Source organism: Kitasatospora sp. NPDC093550, from assembly GCF_044764985.1.
GTDB lineage: Bacteria > Actinomycetota > Actinomycetes > Streptomycetales > Streptomycetaceae > Kitasatospora.
Genome location: NZ_JBIWJF010000017.1, coordinates 126,426 through 141,127, shown reverse-complemented (window position 1 = coordinate 141,127; position 14,702 = coordinate 126,426). Strand labels below are relative to the sequence as shown.

Annotated in this window: 18 protein-coding genes; 1 reads left to right on the top strand and 17 read right to left on the bottom strand. The window is 70.1% G+C overall.

Translation table 11 applies throughout. The annotated features are described in order from the left end of the window. From rpsC to ACIRD3_RS26260, 9 genes are all read right to left on the bottom strand, one after another. A complete protein-coding gene (gene rpsC, locus ACIRD3_RS26300) occupies positions 1 to 825 on the bottom strand; it encodes a 30S ribosomal protein S3 (RefSeq protein WP_030055823.1) in 825 nt (274 codons plus the stop codon). After that, positions 825 to 1,172, bottom strand: coding sequence for a 50S ribosomal protein L22 (rplV, locus tag ACIRD3_RS26295; RefSeq protein WP_030280773.1), 348 nt, complete (start codon positions 1,170 to 1,172; stop codon positions 825 to 827). Before rplV ends, rpsC begins: the two co-directional genes overlap by 1 nt. A gap of 55 nt (positions 1,173 to 1,227) precedes the next feature. Next, entirely contained in the window at positions 1,228 to 1,509 is a 282-nt protein-coding gene (gene rpsS / locus ACIRD3_RS26290; protein ID WP_030280772.1) for a 30S ribosomal protein S19, read from the bottom strand. 11 nt (positions 1,510 to 1,520) lie between these two features. After that, complete coding sequence (gene rplB / locus ACIRD3_RS26285; RefSeq protein WP_030232466.1) at positions 1,521 to 2,357, bottom strand: 50S ribosomal protein L2; 837 nt, start codon at positions 2,355 to 2,357, stop codon at positions 1,521 to 1,523. 46 nt (positions 2,358 to 2,403) lie between these two features. After that, entirely contained in the window at positions 2,404 to 2,721 is a 318-nt protein-coding gene (rplW, locus tag ACIRD3_RS26280; protein WP_030280768.1) for a 50S ribosomal protein L23, read from the bottom strand. After that, entirely contained in the window at positions 2,721 to 3,398 is a 678-nt protein-coding gene (gene rplD / locus ACIRD3_RS26275) for a 50S ribosomal protein L4 (protein WP_402221186.1), read from the bottom strand. The genes rplW and rplD overlap by 1 nt, the downstream gene beginning before the upstream one ends. Positions 3,399 to 3,402: 4 nt before the next feature. After that, positions 3,403 to 4,050 carry a 50S ribosomal protein L3 gene (gene rplC / locus ACIRD3_RS26270; protein ID WP_153460994.1) on the bottom strand — a complete coding sequence of 216 codons (648 nt, stop codon included), beginning with the start codon at positions 4,048 to 4,050 and terminating at the stop codon, positions 3,403 to 3,405. A 14-nt stretch (positions 4,051 to 4,064) separates the two neighbouring features. Beyond that, positions 4,065 to 4,373, bottom strand: a complete 309-nt coding sequence (gene rpsJ, locus ACIRD3_RS26265) for a 30S ribosomal protein S10 (protein ID WP_012785157.1) — start codon at positions 4,371 to 4,373, stop codon at positions 4,065 to 4,067. Positions 4,374 to 4,767: 394 nt separating this feature from the next. After that, the gene (locus ACIRD3_RS26260) at positions 4,768 to 6,579 is read right to left on the bottom strand and encodes a hypothetical protein (protein ID WP_402221184.1); all 1,812 of its coding nucleotides are present in this window, start codon (positions 6,577 to 6,579) and stop codon (positions 4,768 to 4,770) included. Positions 6,580 to 6,962: 383 nt separating this feature from the next. Here ACIRD3_RS26260 and ACIRD3_RS26255 point away from each other — a divergent pair, with 383 nt between their 5' ends. Continuing rightward, on the top strand, positions 6,963 to 8,129 hold the full coding sequence (locus ACIRD3_RS26255; RefSeq protein WP_402221182.1) for an acyltransferase family protein: 1,167 nt from the start codon (positions 6,963 to 6,965) through the stop codon (positions 8,127 to 8,129). An 81-nt stretch (positions 8,130 to 8,210) separates the two neighbouring features. Here ACIRD3_RS26255 and ACIRD3_RS26250 read toward each other — a convergent pair whose 3' ends face one another. The 8 genes from ACIRD3_RS26250 to rfbB all read right to left on the bottom strand — a co-directional run bounded on the left by ACIRD3_RS26250 (position 8,211) and on the right by rfbB (position 14,698). After that, positions 8,211 to 8,582, bottom strand: coding sequence for a DUF2304 domain-containing protein (locus ACIRD3_RS26250; RefSeq protein WP_402221179.1), 372 nt, complete (start codon positions 8,580 to 8,582; stop codon positions 8,211 to 8,213). After that, positions 8,579 to 9,268 (bottom strand): glycosyltransferase family 2 protein, encoded by a 690-nt coding sequence (locus tag ACIRD3_RS26245; protein ID WP_402221177.1) that lies wholly within the window; start codon positions 9,266 to 9,268, stop codon positions 8,579 to 8,581. Before ACIRD3_RS26245 ends, ACIRD3_RS26250 begins: the two co-directional genes overlap by 4 nt. Positions 9,269 to 9,316: 48 nt before the next feature. Continuing rightward, positions 9,317 to 10,210, bottom strand: coding sequence for a glycosyltransferase family 2 protein (locus ACIRD3_RS26240; protein ID WP_402221174.1), 894 nt, complete (start codon positions 10,208 to 10,210; stop codon positions 9,317 to 9,319). An 8-nt stretch (positions 10,211 to 10,218) separates the two neighbouring features. After that, a complete protein-coding gene (locus ACIRD3_RS26235) occupies positions 10,219 to 10,995 on the bottom strand; it encodes a glycosyltransferase family 2 protein (protein WP_402221171.1) in 777 nt (258 codons plus the stop codon). Next, positions 10,992 to 11,384 (bottom strand): DUF2304 domain-containing protein, encoded by a 393-nt coding sequence (locus ACIRD3_RS26230; protein WP_360254645.1) that lies wholly within the window; start codon positions 11,382 to 11,384, stop codon positions 10,992 to 10,994. The genes ACIRD3_RS26235 and ACIRD3_RS26230 overlap by 4 nt, the downstream gene beginning before the upstream one ends. 109 nt (positions 11,385 to 11,493) lie before the next feature. After that, positions 11,494 to 12,813, bottom strand: a complete 1,320-nt coding sequence (locus tag ACIRD3_RS26225; protein WP_402221168.1) for a hypothetical protein — start codon at positions 12,811 to 12,813, stop codon at positions 11,494 to 11,496. Next, positions 12,810 to 13,724 (bottom strand): dTDP-4-dehydrorhamnose reductase, encoded by a 915-nt coding sequence (gene rfbD / locus ACIRD3_RS26220; RefSeq protein ID WP_402221165.1) that lies wholly within the window; start codon positions 13,722 to 13,724, stop codon positions 12,810 to 12,812. Before rfbD ends, ACIRD3_RS26225 begins: the two co-directional genes overlap by 4 nt. Then, positions 13,721 to 14,698 carry a dTDP-glucose 4,6-dehydratase gene (gene rfbB, locus ACIRD3_RS26215; RefSeq protein WP_402221163.1) on the bottom strand — a complete coding sequence of 326 codons (978 nt, stop codon included), beginning with the start codon at positions 14,696 to 14,698 and terminating at the stop codon, positions 13,721 to 13,723. Before rfbB ends, rfbD begins: the two co-directional genes overlap by 4 nt. Positions 14,699 to 14,702: the final 4 nt, after the last annotated feature.

Genomic DNA, 14,702 nt, shown 5'->3' with positions numbered 1-14,702 from the left:
TCAGGCCTCCGTTCCGGTGTTCTCGGCAGCCGGAGCCTCGGCGACCGGGGCCGCGGGGGCCTCGGCAGCGGCGGGACGACGGCCGCGGCCACCGCGCTCGCCACCACGACGCTCGCCACCGCGGGCGGGACGACCACCCTCGGGACGGGCCGGGCGGTTGCCCGAGCGGGCAGCGGCGTTCTCAGCGCGGACCTCGGCGATGTTCTTGACGTCGCCCTTGTAGATCCAGACCTTCACGCCGATGCGGCCGAAGGTGGTCTTGGCCTCGAAGAAGCCGTAGTCGACGTTCGCACGCAGGGTGTGCAGCGGCACGCGACCCTCGCGGTAGAACTCCGAACGGCTCATCTCGGCGCCGCCGAGACGACCGGAGCACTGGACCTTGATGCCCTTGGCGCCGGACTTCATGGTGCCCTGCATCGACTTGCGCATGGCACGACGGAACGAGACGCGGGAGGACAGCTGCTCCGCGACGCCCTGAGCCACGAGCTGGGCGTCCAGCTCGGGGTTCTTGACCTCGAGGATGTTCAGCTGGACCTGCTTGCCGGTCAGCTTCTCGAGGTCGCCGCGGATGCGGTCGGCCTCGGTGCCACGGCGACCGATGACGATGCCGGGGCGGGCGGTGTGGATGTCGACGCGGACGCGGTCGCGGGTGCGCTCGATCTCGACCTTGGAGATGCCGGCGCGCTCCATGCCCTTCGTCATCATGCGACGAATGGCGACGTCTTCCTTGACGTAGTCCTTGTACAGCTTGTCGGCGTACCAGCGGGACTTGAAGTCCGTGCTGATGCCGAGGCGGAACCCGTGCGGGTTAACCTTCTGGCCCATTACCGGGTCCCTTCCTTGCTGCTGACGACCACGGTGATGTGGCTGGTCCGCTTGCGGATCCGGTAGGCGCGGCCCTGGGCACGCGGACGGAACCGCTTCAGGGTCGGGCCCTCGTCAACGTACGCCTCGGAGATGTAGAGGTCGTCCACGTTGGAGTGGTTGTAGTTGTGCGCGGCGTTGGCGATGGCGCTGTCGAGCACCTTGCCGACCGGCACGGTGGCGGCCTGCGGAGCGAAACGCAGGACGGCCTGGGCCTCCGTGGCATTCATGCCACGGATGAGGTCCACCACGCGGCGGGCCTTCATGGGCGTCACGCGGATGTACCGCGCCTGAGCCCTGGCTTCCATGGTTGTCCCCTTAATGGAGTAAGTCATTGAGTCTTTTTGGCGCGCAAGCTCAGGCTTAGCGGCGCTTCGACTTCCGGTCTTCCTTCACGTGACCACGGAAGGTACGGGTCGGAGCGAACTCGCCGAGCTTGTGGCCGACCATCGACTCGGTGACGAACACCGGGACGTGCTTACGGCCATCGTGAACCGCGATCGTGTGACCGAGCATGCTCGGGGAGATCACGGAACGACGGGACCAGGTCTTGATGACGTTCTGGGTACCCGCCTCGTTCTGAGCGTCCACCTTCTTGATGAGGTGGCCGTCGATGAAGGGGCCCTTCTTGAGACTGCGCGGCATCTGACCTGCTCCTAGCGCTTCTTGTTGGTCTTGCGGCGGCGCACGATGAGCTTGTCCGACGCCTTGTTCGGGCGACGGGTACGGCCCTCGGGCTTACCCCACGGCGAGACCGGGTGGCGACCACCGGAGGTCTTACCCTCACCACCACCGTGCGGGTGGTCGATCGGGTTCATGGCGACACCACGCACGGTCGGGCGGACGCCCTTCCAGCGCATGCGGCCGGCCTTGCCCCAGTTGATGTTCGACTGCTCGGCGTTGCCGACCTCGCCGACGGTGGCGCGGCAGCGCGCGTCAACCAGGCGGATCTCACCGGAGGGCATGCGCAGGTGCGCCATCTTGCCCTCACGCGCCAGCAGCTGGATGCCGGAGCCGGCCGAGCGGGCCAGCTTGGCACCGCCGCCGGGACGCAGCTCCACCGCGTGGATGGTGGTACCGACCGGGATGTTGCGCAGCGGCAGGTTGTTGCCCGGCTTGATGTCGGCGCCAGCGCCGTTCTCGATCCGGTCACCCTGCGCGATGCCGCGCGGCGCGATGATGTAGCGCTTCTCGCCGTCCGCGTAGTGCAGGAGCGCGATGCGCGCGGTGCGGTTCGGGTCGTACTCGATGTGCGCGACCTTGGCCGGCACGCCGTCCTTGTCGTGACGACGGAAGTCGATCACGCGGTAGGCGCGCTTGTGACCGCCACCCTGGTGGCGAGCGGTGACACGACCGGCGTTGTTACGGCCGCCCTTGCTGTGCAGCGGGCGAACCAGCGACTTCTCCGGAGTGGACCGCGTGATTTCTACGAAGTCGGCCACGCTGGAGCCACGACGGCCCGGCGTAGTCGGCTTGTACTTGCGGATGCCCATTTGGCTCTCTCGTCCTCGTCCTAATCGACGATCACGATCTCCCTGTTCAGGAGACCGGACCACCGAAGATGTCGATGCGGTTGCCCTCGGCCAGCGTCACGATGGCGCGCTTGGTGTCCTTGCGCTTGCCAAAGCCCGTCTTGGAGCGCTTGCGCTTGCCCTGACGGTTGATCGTGTTGACAGCCTCGACCTTGACCGAGAAGACCGCCTCGACGGCCTGCTTGATCTGGGTCTTGTTGGCGCCCGGCGACACGATGAACGTGTACTTGTTCTCGTCGAGAAGGCTGTAGCTCTTCTCGGAGATGACCGGCTTCACCAGGACGTCACGGGGGTCCGTGAACGTCTTGCTCGTAACGTCGCTCATCAGGCGGCGCTCCCTTCGAGCTCGCCCTCAGCGGCAACGGCCTTGGCGGACGCGGCCGGACCGGCCACGAAACGCTCGAAGGCGGCCTGGGTGAAGACCACATCGTCGGAGACGAGCACGTCGTAGGTGTTCAGCTGACCGGCGTCCAGGATGTGCACGTGCGGCAGGTTGCGAGCGGACTTGAGGCCCAGCTCGTCGTCGCGCTCGACGACCAGGAGGACGTTCTTGCGCTCGGTGATCTTGCCGAACAGGCTCTTGGCGGCCTTGGTCGACGGCGCCTCGGTCGCGGTCACGCCGGTGACGACGTGAATGCGGTTGTGGCGGGCCCGGTCGGTGAGCGCACCGCGGAGGGCGGCGGCGATCATCTTCTTCGGGGTCCGCTGCGAGTAGTCGCGCGGCACGGGACCGTGCACGACGCCACCGCCGGCGAACTGCGGCGCACGGGTCGAGCCCTGACGGGCGCGGCCGGTGCCCTTCTGGCGGTACGGCTTCTTGCCGCCACCGCGGACCTCGCCACGAGTCTTGGTCTTGTGGGTGCCCTGACGGGCCGCAGCGAGCTGCGCCACGACGACCTGGTGCATCAGCGGAACGCTGACCTTCGCGTCGAAGATCTCGGCCGGCAGCTCGATGCTGCCGGTCTTGTCGCCAGCCGGCGACAGGATGTCAATGGTGCTCATTTCCTCACAGCCCCTTCGCCGCGGTGCGGACGAGGACGAGGCCGCCGTTCGGGCCCGGGACGGCGCCCTTGATGAGCAGCAGACCCTTCTCCGCGTCGACCGCGTGCACGGTCAGGTTCTGGGTCGTGACACGCTCGTGGCCCATCCGACCAGCCATGCGCAGGCCCTTGAACACACGGCCCGGGGTGGCGCAGCCACCGATGGAACCGGGCGAGCGGTGCTTGCGCTGGGTGCCGTGACCGGCGCCGAGACCACGGAAGTTGTGGCGCTTCATGACACCGGCGAAGCCCTTGCCCTTGGAGGTGCCGGTCACGTCGACCTTGACACCCGCCTCGAACAGCTCGGCGGTGATCTCCTGGCCCAGGGTGTACTCGGAGGCGTCCGAGGTACGCAGCTCGACCAGGTGACGGCGCGGGGTGACACCGGCCTTGGCGAAGTGACCCGCGAGGGGCTTGTTCACCTTGCGGGGGTCGATCTCGCCGAAGCCGATCTGGACGGCGTCGTAGCCGGCCGGGCTGTCGGCGGTGTGGACCTGGGTCACGACATTCGGCCCGGCCTTGACGACGGTCACCGGGACGACCCGGTTGTTCTCGTCCCAGACCTGGGTCATGCCGAGCTTCTCGCCCAGGATGCCCTTAATCTGCTTAGCCATCTTCGGTGCGCCTCTCAGAGCTTGATCTCGATGTCGACGCCGGCCGGCAGGTCGAGACGCATCAGCGAGTCAACCGTCTTCGGCGTGGGGTCGAGGATGTCGATCAGACGCTTGTGAGTACGCATCTCGAAGTGCTCGCGCGAGTCCTTGTACTTGTGCGGCGAGCGGATGACGCAGTACACGTTCTTCTCAGTGGGCAGCGGCACCGGGCCCGCGACCTGCGCACCAGTACGGATCACCGTCTCGACGATCTTCTTCGCCGAGGAGTCGATGACCTCGTGGTCGTAGGCCTTGAGCCGGATGCGGATCTTCTGTCCCGCCATGGCTACTCAGTAGTCCTTTGTCCTTAGTTGCCACACGACTCCCCCTCCGGCCCCCGCGCTCGGGCGTGTCGCCTTCGCGCTTGCAAAAAACCGGCGAAGAGGTCTCGTCGGTTTCGAACTTCGGGGTAGGGGGCAGCCGGGCCGAGGCCCCGCACACGCTTCCCGGAAGATTCCCGTACTTTCGCCCCGCAGCTGCCGTGGCGTAGAACTCACGCTTGACGGCCATCACGGGAACGACGAGTACATGGGACTCGCTTCCGGTCCTCCCGGCGGGAGGCGCGCAGCATCGGCACTCAACCGAGCAACTTGGACATACTGCCACATGGAGCAGCCCGGATGCCAATCGGGGCCGGTGAGGTGCTCCTCACCGGCCCCGACGGGGTGATCGCGAAGGTCAGTTCTTCTTCGGCGGGCGCCCGCAGGTGACGTCCGCGTCCTTCGACGTGACGTTGGCGCACCAGAGGTGCCCCTCGTCCGGGCCGAAGGTGTACTCGGAGAGGTCCATGTTGATCGGGTTGCAGTTCTGCTTGCCCTTGTACGGCGAGTACTTGGGGCACTGCCCGTTGTCGAGCTGCTGCAGGTGGGCGCGGAGCGCGTCCAGGCCCATGTCCTCGACGCCCGGGTTGGTGGACGGCATGAAGCGGTTGGCCGACCAGGAACCGCCCATGGTCGCGAACAGCGCGAGCGCGCACACCAGGCCCGCGGCCAGCTGGGACATCACCCGCGGCGAGATCCGCGCGGCCCGGGCCGGGGCCACCTCCTGCAGCGTGCCGCGGATCCAGCCGAAGCCGCGCTCGTACGTCAGCATGACGCCCATCACGGCCAGGATGATCAGGCAGTAGAAGATGATCCAGGTGGTGCGCGGGTACAGCTGGACGGCCTGGTTGTGCTCCATGTGCGAGGCGAACCAGAAGCGCATCAGCCAGGCGCCGGCCAGGACGAAGCCCGCGGTGCGGACCACCATGTTGCGCAGGCCGAGGCCGACGCCGATGCCCACGCCGACGAGCAGCAGCACGCCGAAGCCGGTCTGCCCGGCGATGTCACCCTCGCCCGGCCAGTTGTGGTAGGTCAGGGAGCCCGAGCGGTCCGAGGCCCAGCCCATGACGTAGGCCGGGTCGATGTAGGTGTTGATGTAGGCGTACCGGTCCATCGTGGACGCGCCGAGGCGGGCCAGCTGGTACAGCAACGGGGCTCCGATCACGCCGGCGGTGACCAGCATGGTGGCCAGGAACACCAGCCCGCGCTTCAGGGCTATCCGGCCGCGGCGCCACGGGAAGAGCATCAGCACGAGGATGAACGAGCCGGGGGCCGCCCACAGGTACCAGCCCGAGTACCAGAGGAACATCACACCGAACGCGGCGCCGAAGCCGAGGCCGCGCAGCACCGCCGAGCGGGTCGAGAGCTCGTCGGCCCGGCGGATCTCCCGGAAGCAGGCCGCCAGCAGCGGCAGCAGCACCAGCATGGAGCCGTGGCTGTAGGGGCGGATCGGGTCGAGGAAGACGATCGAGGCCGGCACCGCGACCGCCATGGCCCAGAACGGGCGCAGCAGCAGCCGCCAGGAGAGGTAGGCCATCGGGCCGACCAGCGCGCTGAGGATCAGCTGCAGGTCCTTGAGCGCGTGGCCCACCCCGGCGACGCCGTTGTGGAAGACCTTGGCCCAGGCGGCGAGCAGCGCCGGGAACAGCGGGGGGTAGACCCCGGGCAGGCCCTTGCCGCGCAGCATGTCGTTGGCCATGCCCATGAGGTTGCCCGGGTCGCCCTCCTGGCCCCCGAGGCCCCAGGGGGTGCCGTGCAGGGCGACCACGATGCCGCCGGCCACGACGCCGGTGCCCAGGCCCGCGACGGCCGCGCACGCCAGCCGCTGCGCGACCCGGTAGTAGCGCAGCGTCCCGCGGTAGGCGAGCAGCAGCAGCACCGCGAGGACGGGGATGCCGAGGAGCGCCGCGTACTGCTGGATCTTGGCGAGGCCGCTGACCTGGCCGATCCGGGTGGTGGGGTTGACGCTGATGTGCGTGCACAGCAGCATGAAGCCCAGCGCGACGCCGACGCTGACGACGCCTTCCGCCAGTGGGAGGAACCACCGCTTCTCGGTCCACCGCGAGAAGCGGTCGCCCCGCCGCCCGGTCGGCGACCCGGCGGACGCCGTGGTCGCGTCGTCGGGCACGGTGGCACGGCCGCCGACGACGTCCGGGGCCAAATCCGTCATGTCTCTTCGCTTCCGTGAAGCGGCGCAGTGCCGCGGGTCGGACGGACTCGCCGGATGGGGGCGAGCTCGGCGGGCGGCGGCCGGGCGCCCGATCGGCACAGGTCGGCCGAAACTCTCGGAGGTGCTGCGGGCGTCCGGCGGATGTGTCATCGCCGACGGCGATGCCGGGCCCGGGCCGCGACTTATGGTAATCGCACCCCCAAGAGCGTGTCATGGCGCGTCACCCCGCCATCAGGGGCCTCTTGCGCCCCGTCGGGGGCCGCGGCCGGGCGGATAGGGTGAGCTCCGCGCATTCCGTCCCCGCCCACCCCACCACGGCCCGGAGCCTCCCGCCCATGTCTCGCACCGCACGCACGAGGTCGGTTCTGACGGCCTCTCCGCCCTTGGCCCAGGCCCTCGGACGGAAGAACGGCTTCGGCCTGCTCCGGCTCGTGCTCGCCCTCGCCGTGATCTTCGCCCACGCGATGCCGCTCGGGATGGGCAAGCCCGACCTCGGGCTGCTGGAGAGCCGGGGCCAGACCAACGTCGGCGCGATCGCGGTGAGCGGCTTCTTCGTGCTCTCCGGCCTGCTGATCACCCGCAGCGGCATGCGGCTGAGCCCGGCGCGCTTCCTCTGGAACCGGGCCATCCGCATCCTGCCCGGCCTCTGGGCCTGCCTGCTGCTCACGGCCTTCGTGGTCGCCCCGGTGGTCGCGTACCACCAGGGCCGACTGGCCGGTTTCTGGTCGCACCCGCAGGGCCCGCTGGAGTACCTGGAGGCCAACTGGTCGATCGGGGTGTACCAGTGGGGCATCTCCGGGCTGCTCGACCACGTGCCGCACCCGACGGCCTTCAACGGCTCGGTGTGGTCGCTGGCGTACGAGGTCCTCTGCTACCTGCTGGTGGTCTCGCTGGCCGCGGTCGGCGTGCTGCGGCGGGCGCGCTGGGCCGTCACCCTGATGGTCCTCGGGCTGTACGCGTACATGGTCCACCTCGCCTCGGCCTTCCACCTGCTGCGGGCCCCCGAGTACGCGCCGACCGGCCTCACCGGCTGGCAGCTGCCGTTCCTGGGCTCGATCAGCCTGGACATGTTCATACCCCTGACCTTCATGTTCGGCCTCGGCGCGCTGGCGGAGCTGTACAAGGACCGCCTGCCGGTCAACGACGTGGCCGGTGTGCTGGCCGCCGTCGCCTTCCTCGGCTCCGCCCGGTTCGGCGGCTTCACGGTGCTCGGGCTGCCGGCCTTCGCCTACCTGCTGGTCTGGCTGGCCTGCCGGATGCCCGGCCCGCTGACCAAGGTCGGCACCAGGGTCGACCTCTCCTACGGGGTGTACATCTACGCCTTCCCGATCCAGCAGTGCCTGGCGCTGTGGGGCGTCGGCAAGCACGGCTACTGGGCGTACACGGCGGCCTCGGTGGCGCTCTCGGTGGTCGCCGCGTTCTGCTCCTGGCACACCGTCGAGAAGCCCGCGCTCAAGCTGAAGGACCTGGGGCTGCGCAAGCCGCCGCGGGGCCCGGAGCGCCCGGGGGCCGTCCCGGCGGAACGGCCGCTCTCCCCGGCGGCCTCCTGAACCACCGAAGAGCACCGGGCCCGGTACGCGCACTGCGTACCGGGCCCGGTGCTTCCGCGGTCCCGCGGGGACCGTTGGGAGCTAGTTGGAGACCTTCTCGTCGAAGCGCTCCTGGTTGAGCCGCGCGCCCTCGGTGATGGCGACGGTGCGGGCCATGTCGGTGAGCTTCTTCTCCAGGGAGCGGAAGCGCAGGTAGGTGTTGAGCGCCAGGAAGGCCAGCGCCAGGACCATCAGGTACAGCACCAGGTCGGTGCCGCGGCCGACGCCGAGCCGGTTGGCCACCCAGGTGACGTCGTTCGGACGCAGCACGGCGTAGATGTTCGCGATCACGAACAGCACGAAGCCGATGCGCTTCCAGGCCCTGGTGTTGGTCCGGTCCCAGCGCCGGATGAAGATGAGCGCCGCGGTGCCGGCGCCGAGCACCAGCACCAGCTGGATCCAGAAGTACTTCATCGCCGGCCACGCTCCCGGAGCGAGATGTCGAAGAGGATGTTGACGCCGTTGATCAGGGACTGGCCCTTGGCGCGGGAGTAATCGGTGTAGAGGATGTCCACGGGGACCTCCACGACGCGCAGCGAGGACTTCGCCAGCAGGCCGACGATCTCCGAGGCGTGCGCCATCCCGTTCATGGTGATGCGCAGCTGGGAGGCCGCCTCGCGGTTGATCACGCGCAGACCGTTGTGCGAGTCGGTCAGCTTGAGCTTGCGGGCGGTCGGGCTGACGGCGGCCGCGGTGCGGAGCACCACGCGCTTGATCATCGGGACCTGCTCGGACTGCTCGATGAAGCGGGAGCCGAGGACCACGTCGGCGCCGCCGTCGCGCAGCACGGCGACCATCTTCTCGACGTCGTGCGTCTGGTGCTGGCCGTCCGCGTCGAAGGTCGCGAAGTACTGGGCGCCGGGCTGCTTCAGCGCGTAGGAGAGACCGGTCTGCAGGGCGGCGCCCTGGCCCAGGTTGACCGGGTGGCGCACCAGGTGGGCGCCGGTGGTCAGGATGTGCTCGGCCGAGCCGTCGGTGCTCCCGTCGTCGACCACGACGATGTTCGGGAACGTCTTGCGGGCGTTCTCCACCACATCGGCGATCACCTGGCCTTCGTTGTAGGCGGGGATCACCAGCCAGACGTCGTCGTATTGGGACATGGTCGCTTCCTGGGCACTGGGAGGGGGTTGCTGGAGGGGTCTCACGGGTCAGGCCCGGCGGCCGGCCACATGGCTCAGCATCGCCCCGACGCCTCGCAGGCCCGCCTTGCGGCCGGCCGCGGGGATCATGCTGAGCGCGTGCAGCCGGGAGGAGATGAAGCGGCGGGAGATGGTGGCCGCCCGGTGCCAGCCGTGGGCGTCCAGGCGGTCCGCGGTCTCCCGGAAGAAGCGGCGGGCCTCGTCGAACCGCTTGCCCGTGAAGGCGGTGACCGAGGACTCGCTGACCGCGTGCCGCCGGTAGCTGAAGCACACCTCGGGCACGACCGCCAGCGACACGTCCGCGAGCAGCAGGTCGACGATGATCGCGAGGTCCTGGATGACGCCCAGGTCCGCCCGGAAGGCGGTCGCCTGCATCTCCTTGGTGCGCCAGCACACGGACGGGAAGTACAGCCAGTCGCCGCGCATCAGGCTCATCGCGAGCGGCTCGCCGGACATCAGCAGCGGGCCCGGGTCCTTCGGCGCGTACAGCCGGCGCTTGACGGTGTCGGCGAGGCTGCTCACCGGGTTGCCGTCGGCGCCGATGACCAGCACGCCGGGCTGGACCATGCCCGCGTCCGGGAAGCGCGCCAGCGCGTCCCGGACCACGGTGAGGTAGTTGGGGTGCATCAGGTCGTCGCAGCCCATGAGCACGAGGTACTCGTACTCGGCGAGCTGGACGCAGCGGTTGAAGTTGCCGCTGACGCCGAGGTTGGTCTCGTTGCGCAGGTAGCGCACCCGCGGGTCCGCGAGGGACTCGAACCAGCCGGGGACGTCCGGCTCCTTGCCGTCGTCGACGACCGTCAGGCGCCAGTCGTCACCGTCCTGGGCCAGCACGCTGCGGACGGCGTCCTGCATCAGCCGGACGTCGCCGTAGTACGGCATCAGGATCTCGAAACGGGACATCGTGGTACCTAGACCTTGCCGATGAGCTCGGGCCGACGGGCGGCGGCGCGGGTGGCGGGCTCGATGGCCTTCACGTTCGCCGGCATCCGGCGGATGAGGGCGAGCAGCAGCACCAGGCCGGCCCGGGCCAGGTAGATCGTCGCCTTGATCGGGGAGGCGGAGGGCGTGCCGGTGGTCCGCTCGCGCATCGCGACCGGGACCTGGCGGATGACGAAGCCGCAGCGCGCGGCGCCGACCATGCTCTCGATGGTGTCGCCCAGGTACTCGACCGGGTACCAGTGCGAGAAGAACTCGATCATCGGCTTGTTGCAGGCCTTGAAGCCCGAGGTGGTGTCGGTGAGCCGGGTCTTGGCGACCCGCGACAGCACCACCGAGAGCAGCTTCATCGCCCAGGCGCGCGGGCCGCGCACCTTGTACGAGCCCTCGCCGGCGAAGCGGGCGCCGATGACCAGGTCCGCGGTGCGGAGCTGCTCCAGCAGCGCCGGCACGTAGGCCGGGTCGTGCTGGCCGTCGGCGTCGCACTGGATCGCCACGTCGTAGTCGTGCAGGTGCGCGTAGCGGTAGCCGAAGCGCATCGCGCCGCCGACACCGAGGTTGTACGGCAGCTGCGCGACCTTGGAGCCGTAGGCGGCGGCGACGGCGGCGGTGCTGTCCGTCGAGCCGTCGTCGACGACCAGGGTGTCCACGCCGGGCAGCTTCTGCTGGATCTCGCGGAGGATCTTCGGCAGGCCCTCGGCCTCGTTCCAGGCCGGGAGGATGATCAGTACCCGCTTGCCGTCGATCATGCCTTCACCTCGGGGTCGTTCACGTCGCTGCCGGAGCGGGCAATCGGGAAGTCGTGGTGCTCGGCGAGGTGGGCGCGCATCATCGCGACGTCCTCGGCCAGGGTGCGGGTCTCGGCCTCCAGTCGGCTGGTCTCCCAGCTGAGGTGCACGCAGACCAGCAGGACCAGCACGAAGCCGGCGAACAGGACGAGGCTGACCCCGGAGGCCACGCCGAGCCGGCGCGCGGTCGAGTCCAGCAGCCGCGGGAAGAAGCCCAGCGGGGCGATCACCACGCCGATGGCCAGCCAGAGCGCCGCGTACTTCTCCCGGAGCTGCTGGCGTCGCAGCAGCTCCAGGATCCACACGAGCACCAGCACGCCGGTGATCGAAGTCAGCACACTCAGCTGCACGATGGATCTCGCCTTTCACGCGTTGGTGAGGCATGGGGGTGAATGGAGCACATGGTAGGGACGCCGCGACCGCGGGGCATCGCCGGGGGGAGCCGTGACGACATCGCGATCAGCCCGCGGAGACCGTGTCCGGCGAGACGGCGACGTGCGGCTTGTCCGTACCGGCGCCGCGCACGCTACCGTCGCCGCGCAGCGCCAGCAACATGACCATGAGCACGACGAGCGGACCGACGGTGTACGCGGCCTCCACCCGGGTCGCCGGGGCGCCCGGCAGGCAGGTGATCAGCAGCAGCGCGGCGGTGCCGAGCACCCAGCCGAGCAGCTGCCGGCGGTGGTGGCCGCGGGCGATGACCGCCTGGCCGACCACCGTGGCGAGCAGGTAGGCGAGGGTGCCCACCGACAGCCAGAGGAAGTCCACCGGACCGAGAGCATGCCGGTCCGCGTTGAACGCGACGTGAATCATCCATGGCCCGAGGACCACGGCGGGCACTCCGCCGAGGACGCCGAGGGCCGTCACCACGCCGCAGGTCTTGGTGAGGAGCTTGCGGAAGCCGGCCCGGTCGCCGGTCGCCACGGCCGTCGACAGCCCCGACATCAGCGAGGCCTGCAGCGCGCCGAAGACGAACAGCGGGACCCGGCTGAGCACCATCGCGCCGGTGATCGCGCCGACCAGCACGGCCTGCGAGGGCGCCAGCACCTGGATGCTGAGCACGGCGGCGTTGGCGACGAACTGGGCGAGCAGGAACGAGGCGGTGAGCATGCCCAGGCCGCTGTACAGCTCACGCCAGCCGATGGCCGGGCCGGGGCGGGCGATCCGCAGCGTCCGCGGCAGGCTCACCAGCATGGCCAGCACCGGGGAGACGGCCAGGACCAGGCTGTACGCGAGCGCCGAGTGCACGCCCGCCACCAGCAGTCCGACCGAGAACGCCATCCGCAGGAAGCCGTCCAGGCCGAGCTGGAAGCCGTACGCGCCGAAGTGCCCGAGGCCGGCCAGCACCCCGCGGGTCAGGTAGCAGGCGGCCGGGCCGACGAAGGCGGCGGCCAGCGCCACCACCAGGCTCCGGTCGCCGTGGAAGAACGTGTCGGCGAGCTGCCGGGAGAACACTCCCAGCCCGGTGAGGACCACCAGCAGCAGCCCGCCGGTCAGCACCGTCGCCTTGCGCAGCACCGGGGCCGCGCCCTCGCCCCGGGCGGTGCGGGCGGCGATCACCCGGGTGAGCTCCTGCTCGACCGGGAAGAACAGCCCGAGCGCGAACGCCATGGCGATCGTCCACAGGACGTTGACGTCGGCGATCGCCTGGCGGTCGAGCGCGTGCCCGGCCACCCCGAGGTGGACGTACGAGGCGCCCCCGAGGGTGACCGTCCCGACGCCGACCGCCAGCAGTCCCGGCGGCAGCGCGCGCGTCAGCCGGCCGAGCACGCCGATCACCGCTCCGCCGCGGTGCGCAGCGCCCGGAACTCCGGGCGCTCCAGGGCCTCGGCCAGCATGGTCCGCCACTCGGCGAGCGGCGCCAGGCCGGCGGCGGCCCAGCGGTCGTGGCCGAGCACGCTGAAGGCGGGGCGGACGGCCGGGCGGACGAACGCCTCCGAGGTGGTCGGGCGGATCCGCTCCGGGTCCAGCCCGCTCAGCGCGTAGGTCTCGCGGGCCAGCCCGAACCAGGTGGTCCGGCCGCTCGCGGTGCCGTGGTAGATCCCGGCCGGGGCCCGCCCGCCGAGCGCGGCCCGGCCGAGCTCGACCAGGCGGACGGCCAGCGCGTACGACCAGGTCGGCTGGCCGTGCTGGTCGTCGACCACGTCGAGGGTGTCGCGCTGGGCGGCCAGCTTGAGCATGGTGGCCACGAAGTTCGGGCCGTGCTCGCCGTACAGCCAGGCGGTGCGCACGACGTAGCCGTGCTCGGGGAGCAGCTCGGTGACGGCCCGCTCCCCCACCAGCTTGCTGCGGCCGTACGCGTTGACCGGCGCGGTCGGGGCGTCCTCCGGGCAGGGCTCGGTGGCGTCGCCCGGCAGCACGTAGTCGGTGGAGACGTGCAGCAGCCGGGCGCCGGTCTTGGCGCAGGCCGCGGCCAGGTGGCGCACGCCGGTGCCGTTGACGGCGGTGGCGGCGTCCTCCTCGGTCTCCGCGCCGTCGACGTCCGTCCACGCGGCGCAGTTGACCACGAGGTCGTGGCCCTCGACGGCGGCCTGCACGGCCGCGGCGTCGGTGATGTCGAGGTCGGCCCGGCGCAGCGCGGTGACCTCGGCGGTCGGGTCGCCGGCCAGGACCTGCAGCAGGTCCCGGCCGAGCATCCCGGCCGCGCCGGTGACCAGCCAGCGGACCCGGCCGGCGGCGTTCGCGGTCACTTGGCCAGGGCCGCCTTCTGCTTCAGCGGCTCCCACCAGGCGCGGTTCTCGCGGTACCAGGCGATGGTCGCGGCGAGGCCGTCCGGGAAGGAGACCTGCGGCTCGTAGCCGAGCTCCTCGCGGATCTTGCTGATGTCCAGGGAGTAGCGCAGGTCGTGGCCCTTGCGGTCCTCGACGTACTCGACCATGTCCCAGCCGGCGCCCGCGGCCTCCAGCAGCAGGCCGGTCAGTTCCTTGTTGGTGACCTCGGTGCCGCCGCCGATGTTGTAGACCTCACCGGCCCGGCCGCCGCGCATGACCAGCTCGATGCCCCGGCAGTGGTCCGAGACGTGCAGCCAGTCGCGGATGTTGCCACCGTTGCCGTACAGCGGCACCTTCTTGCCGTCGATCAGGTTGGTGGTGAACAGCGGGATGACCTTCTCCGGGAACTGGTAGTGCCCGTAGTTGTTGGAGCAGCGGGTCACCACGACGTCCATGCCGTGGGTGCGGTGGTACGCCAGCGCCAGCAGGTCGGAGCCGGCCTTGGAGGCCGAGTACGGCGAGTTGGGGGCCAGCGGCCAGGACTCCGTCCAGGAGCCCTCGCTGATCGAGCCGTAGACCTCGTCGGTGGAGACGTGGACGAAGCGGCCGACGCCGTGCTTGCGGGCGGAGTCCAGCAGGACCTGCGTGCCGAGCACGTTGGTCACGACGAACGGGCCCGCGCCGGCGATCGAGCGGTCCACGTGCGACTCGGCGGCGAAGTGCACCACCACGTCGTGGCCCGGCATGACCTGGTCGACGGCGTCCGCGTCGCAGATGTCGCCCTGGACGAAGGTGTAGCCCTGGTGGCCGGCCACCGGGGCCAGGTTCTCCAGGACGCCCGAGTAGGTGAGCTTGTCGAAGACGGTGATCCGGGCGCTCTCGTCCGCTCCGAGGAGCTGACGGACGAACTCCGAACCGATGAATCCGGCGCCGCCGGTAACGAGGATGCGCATAATG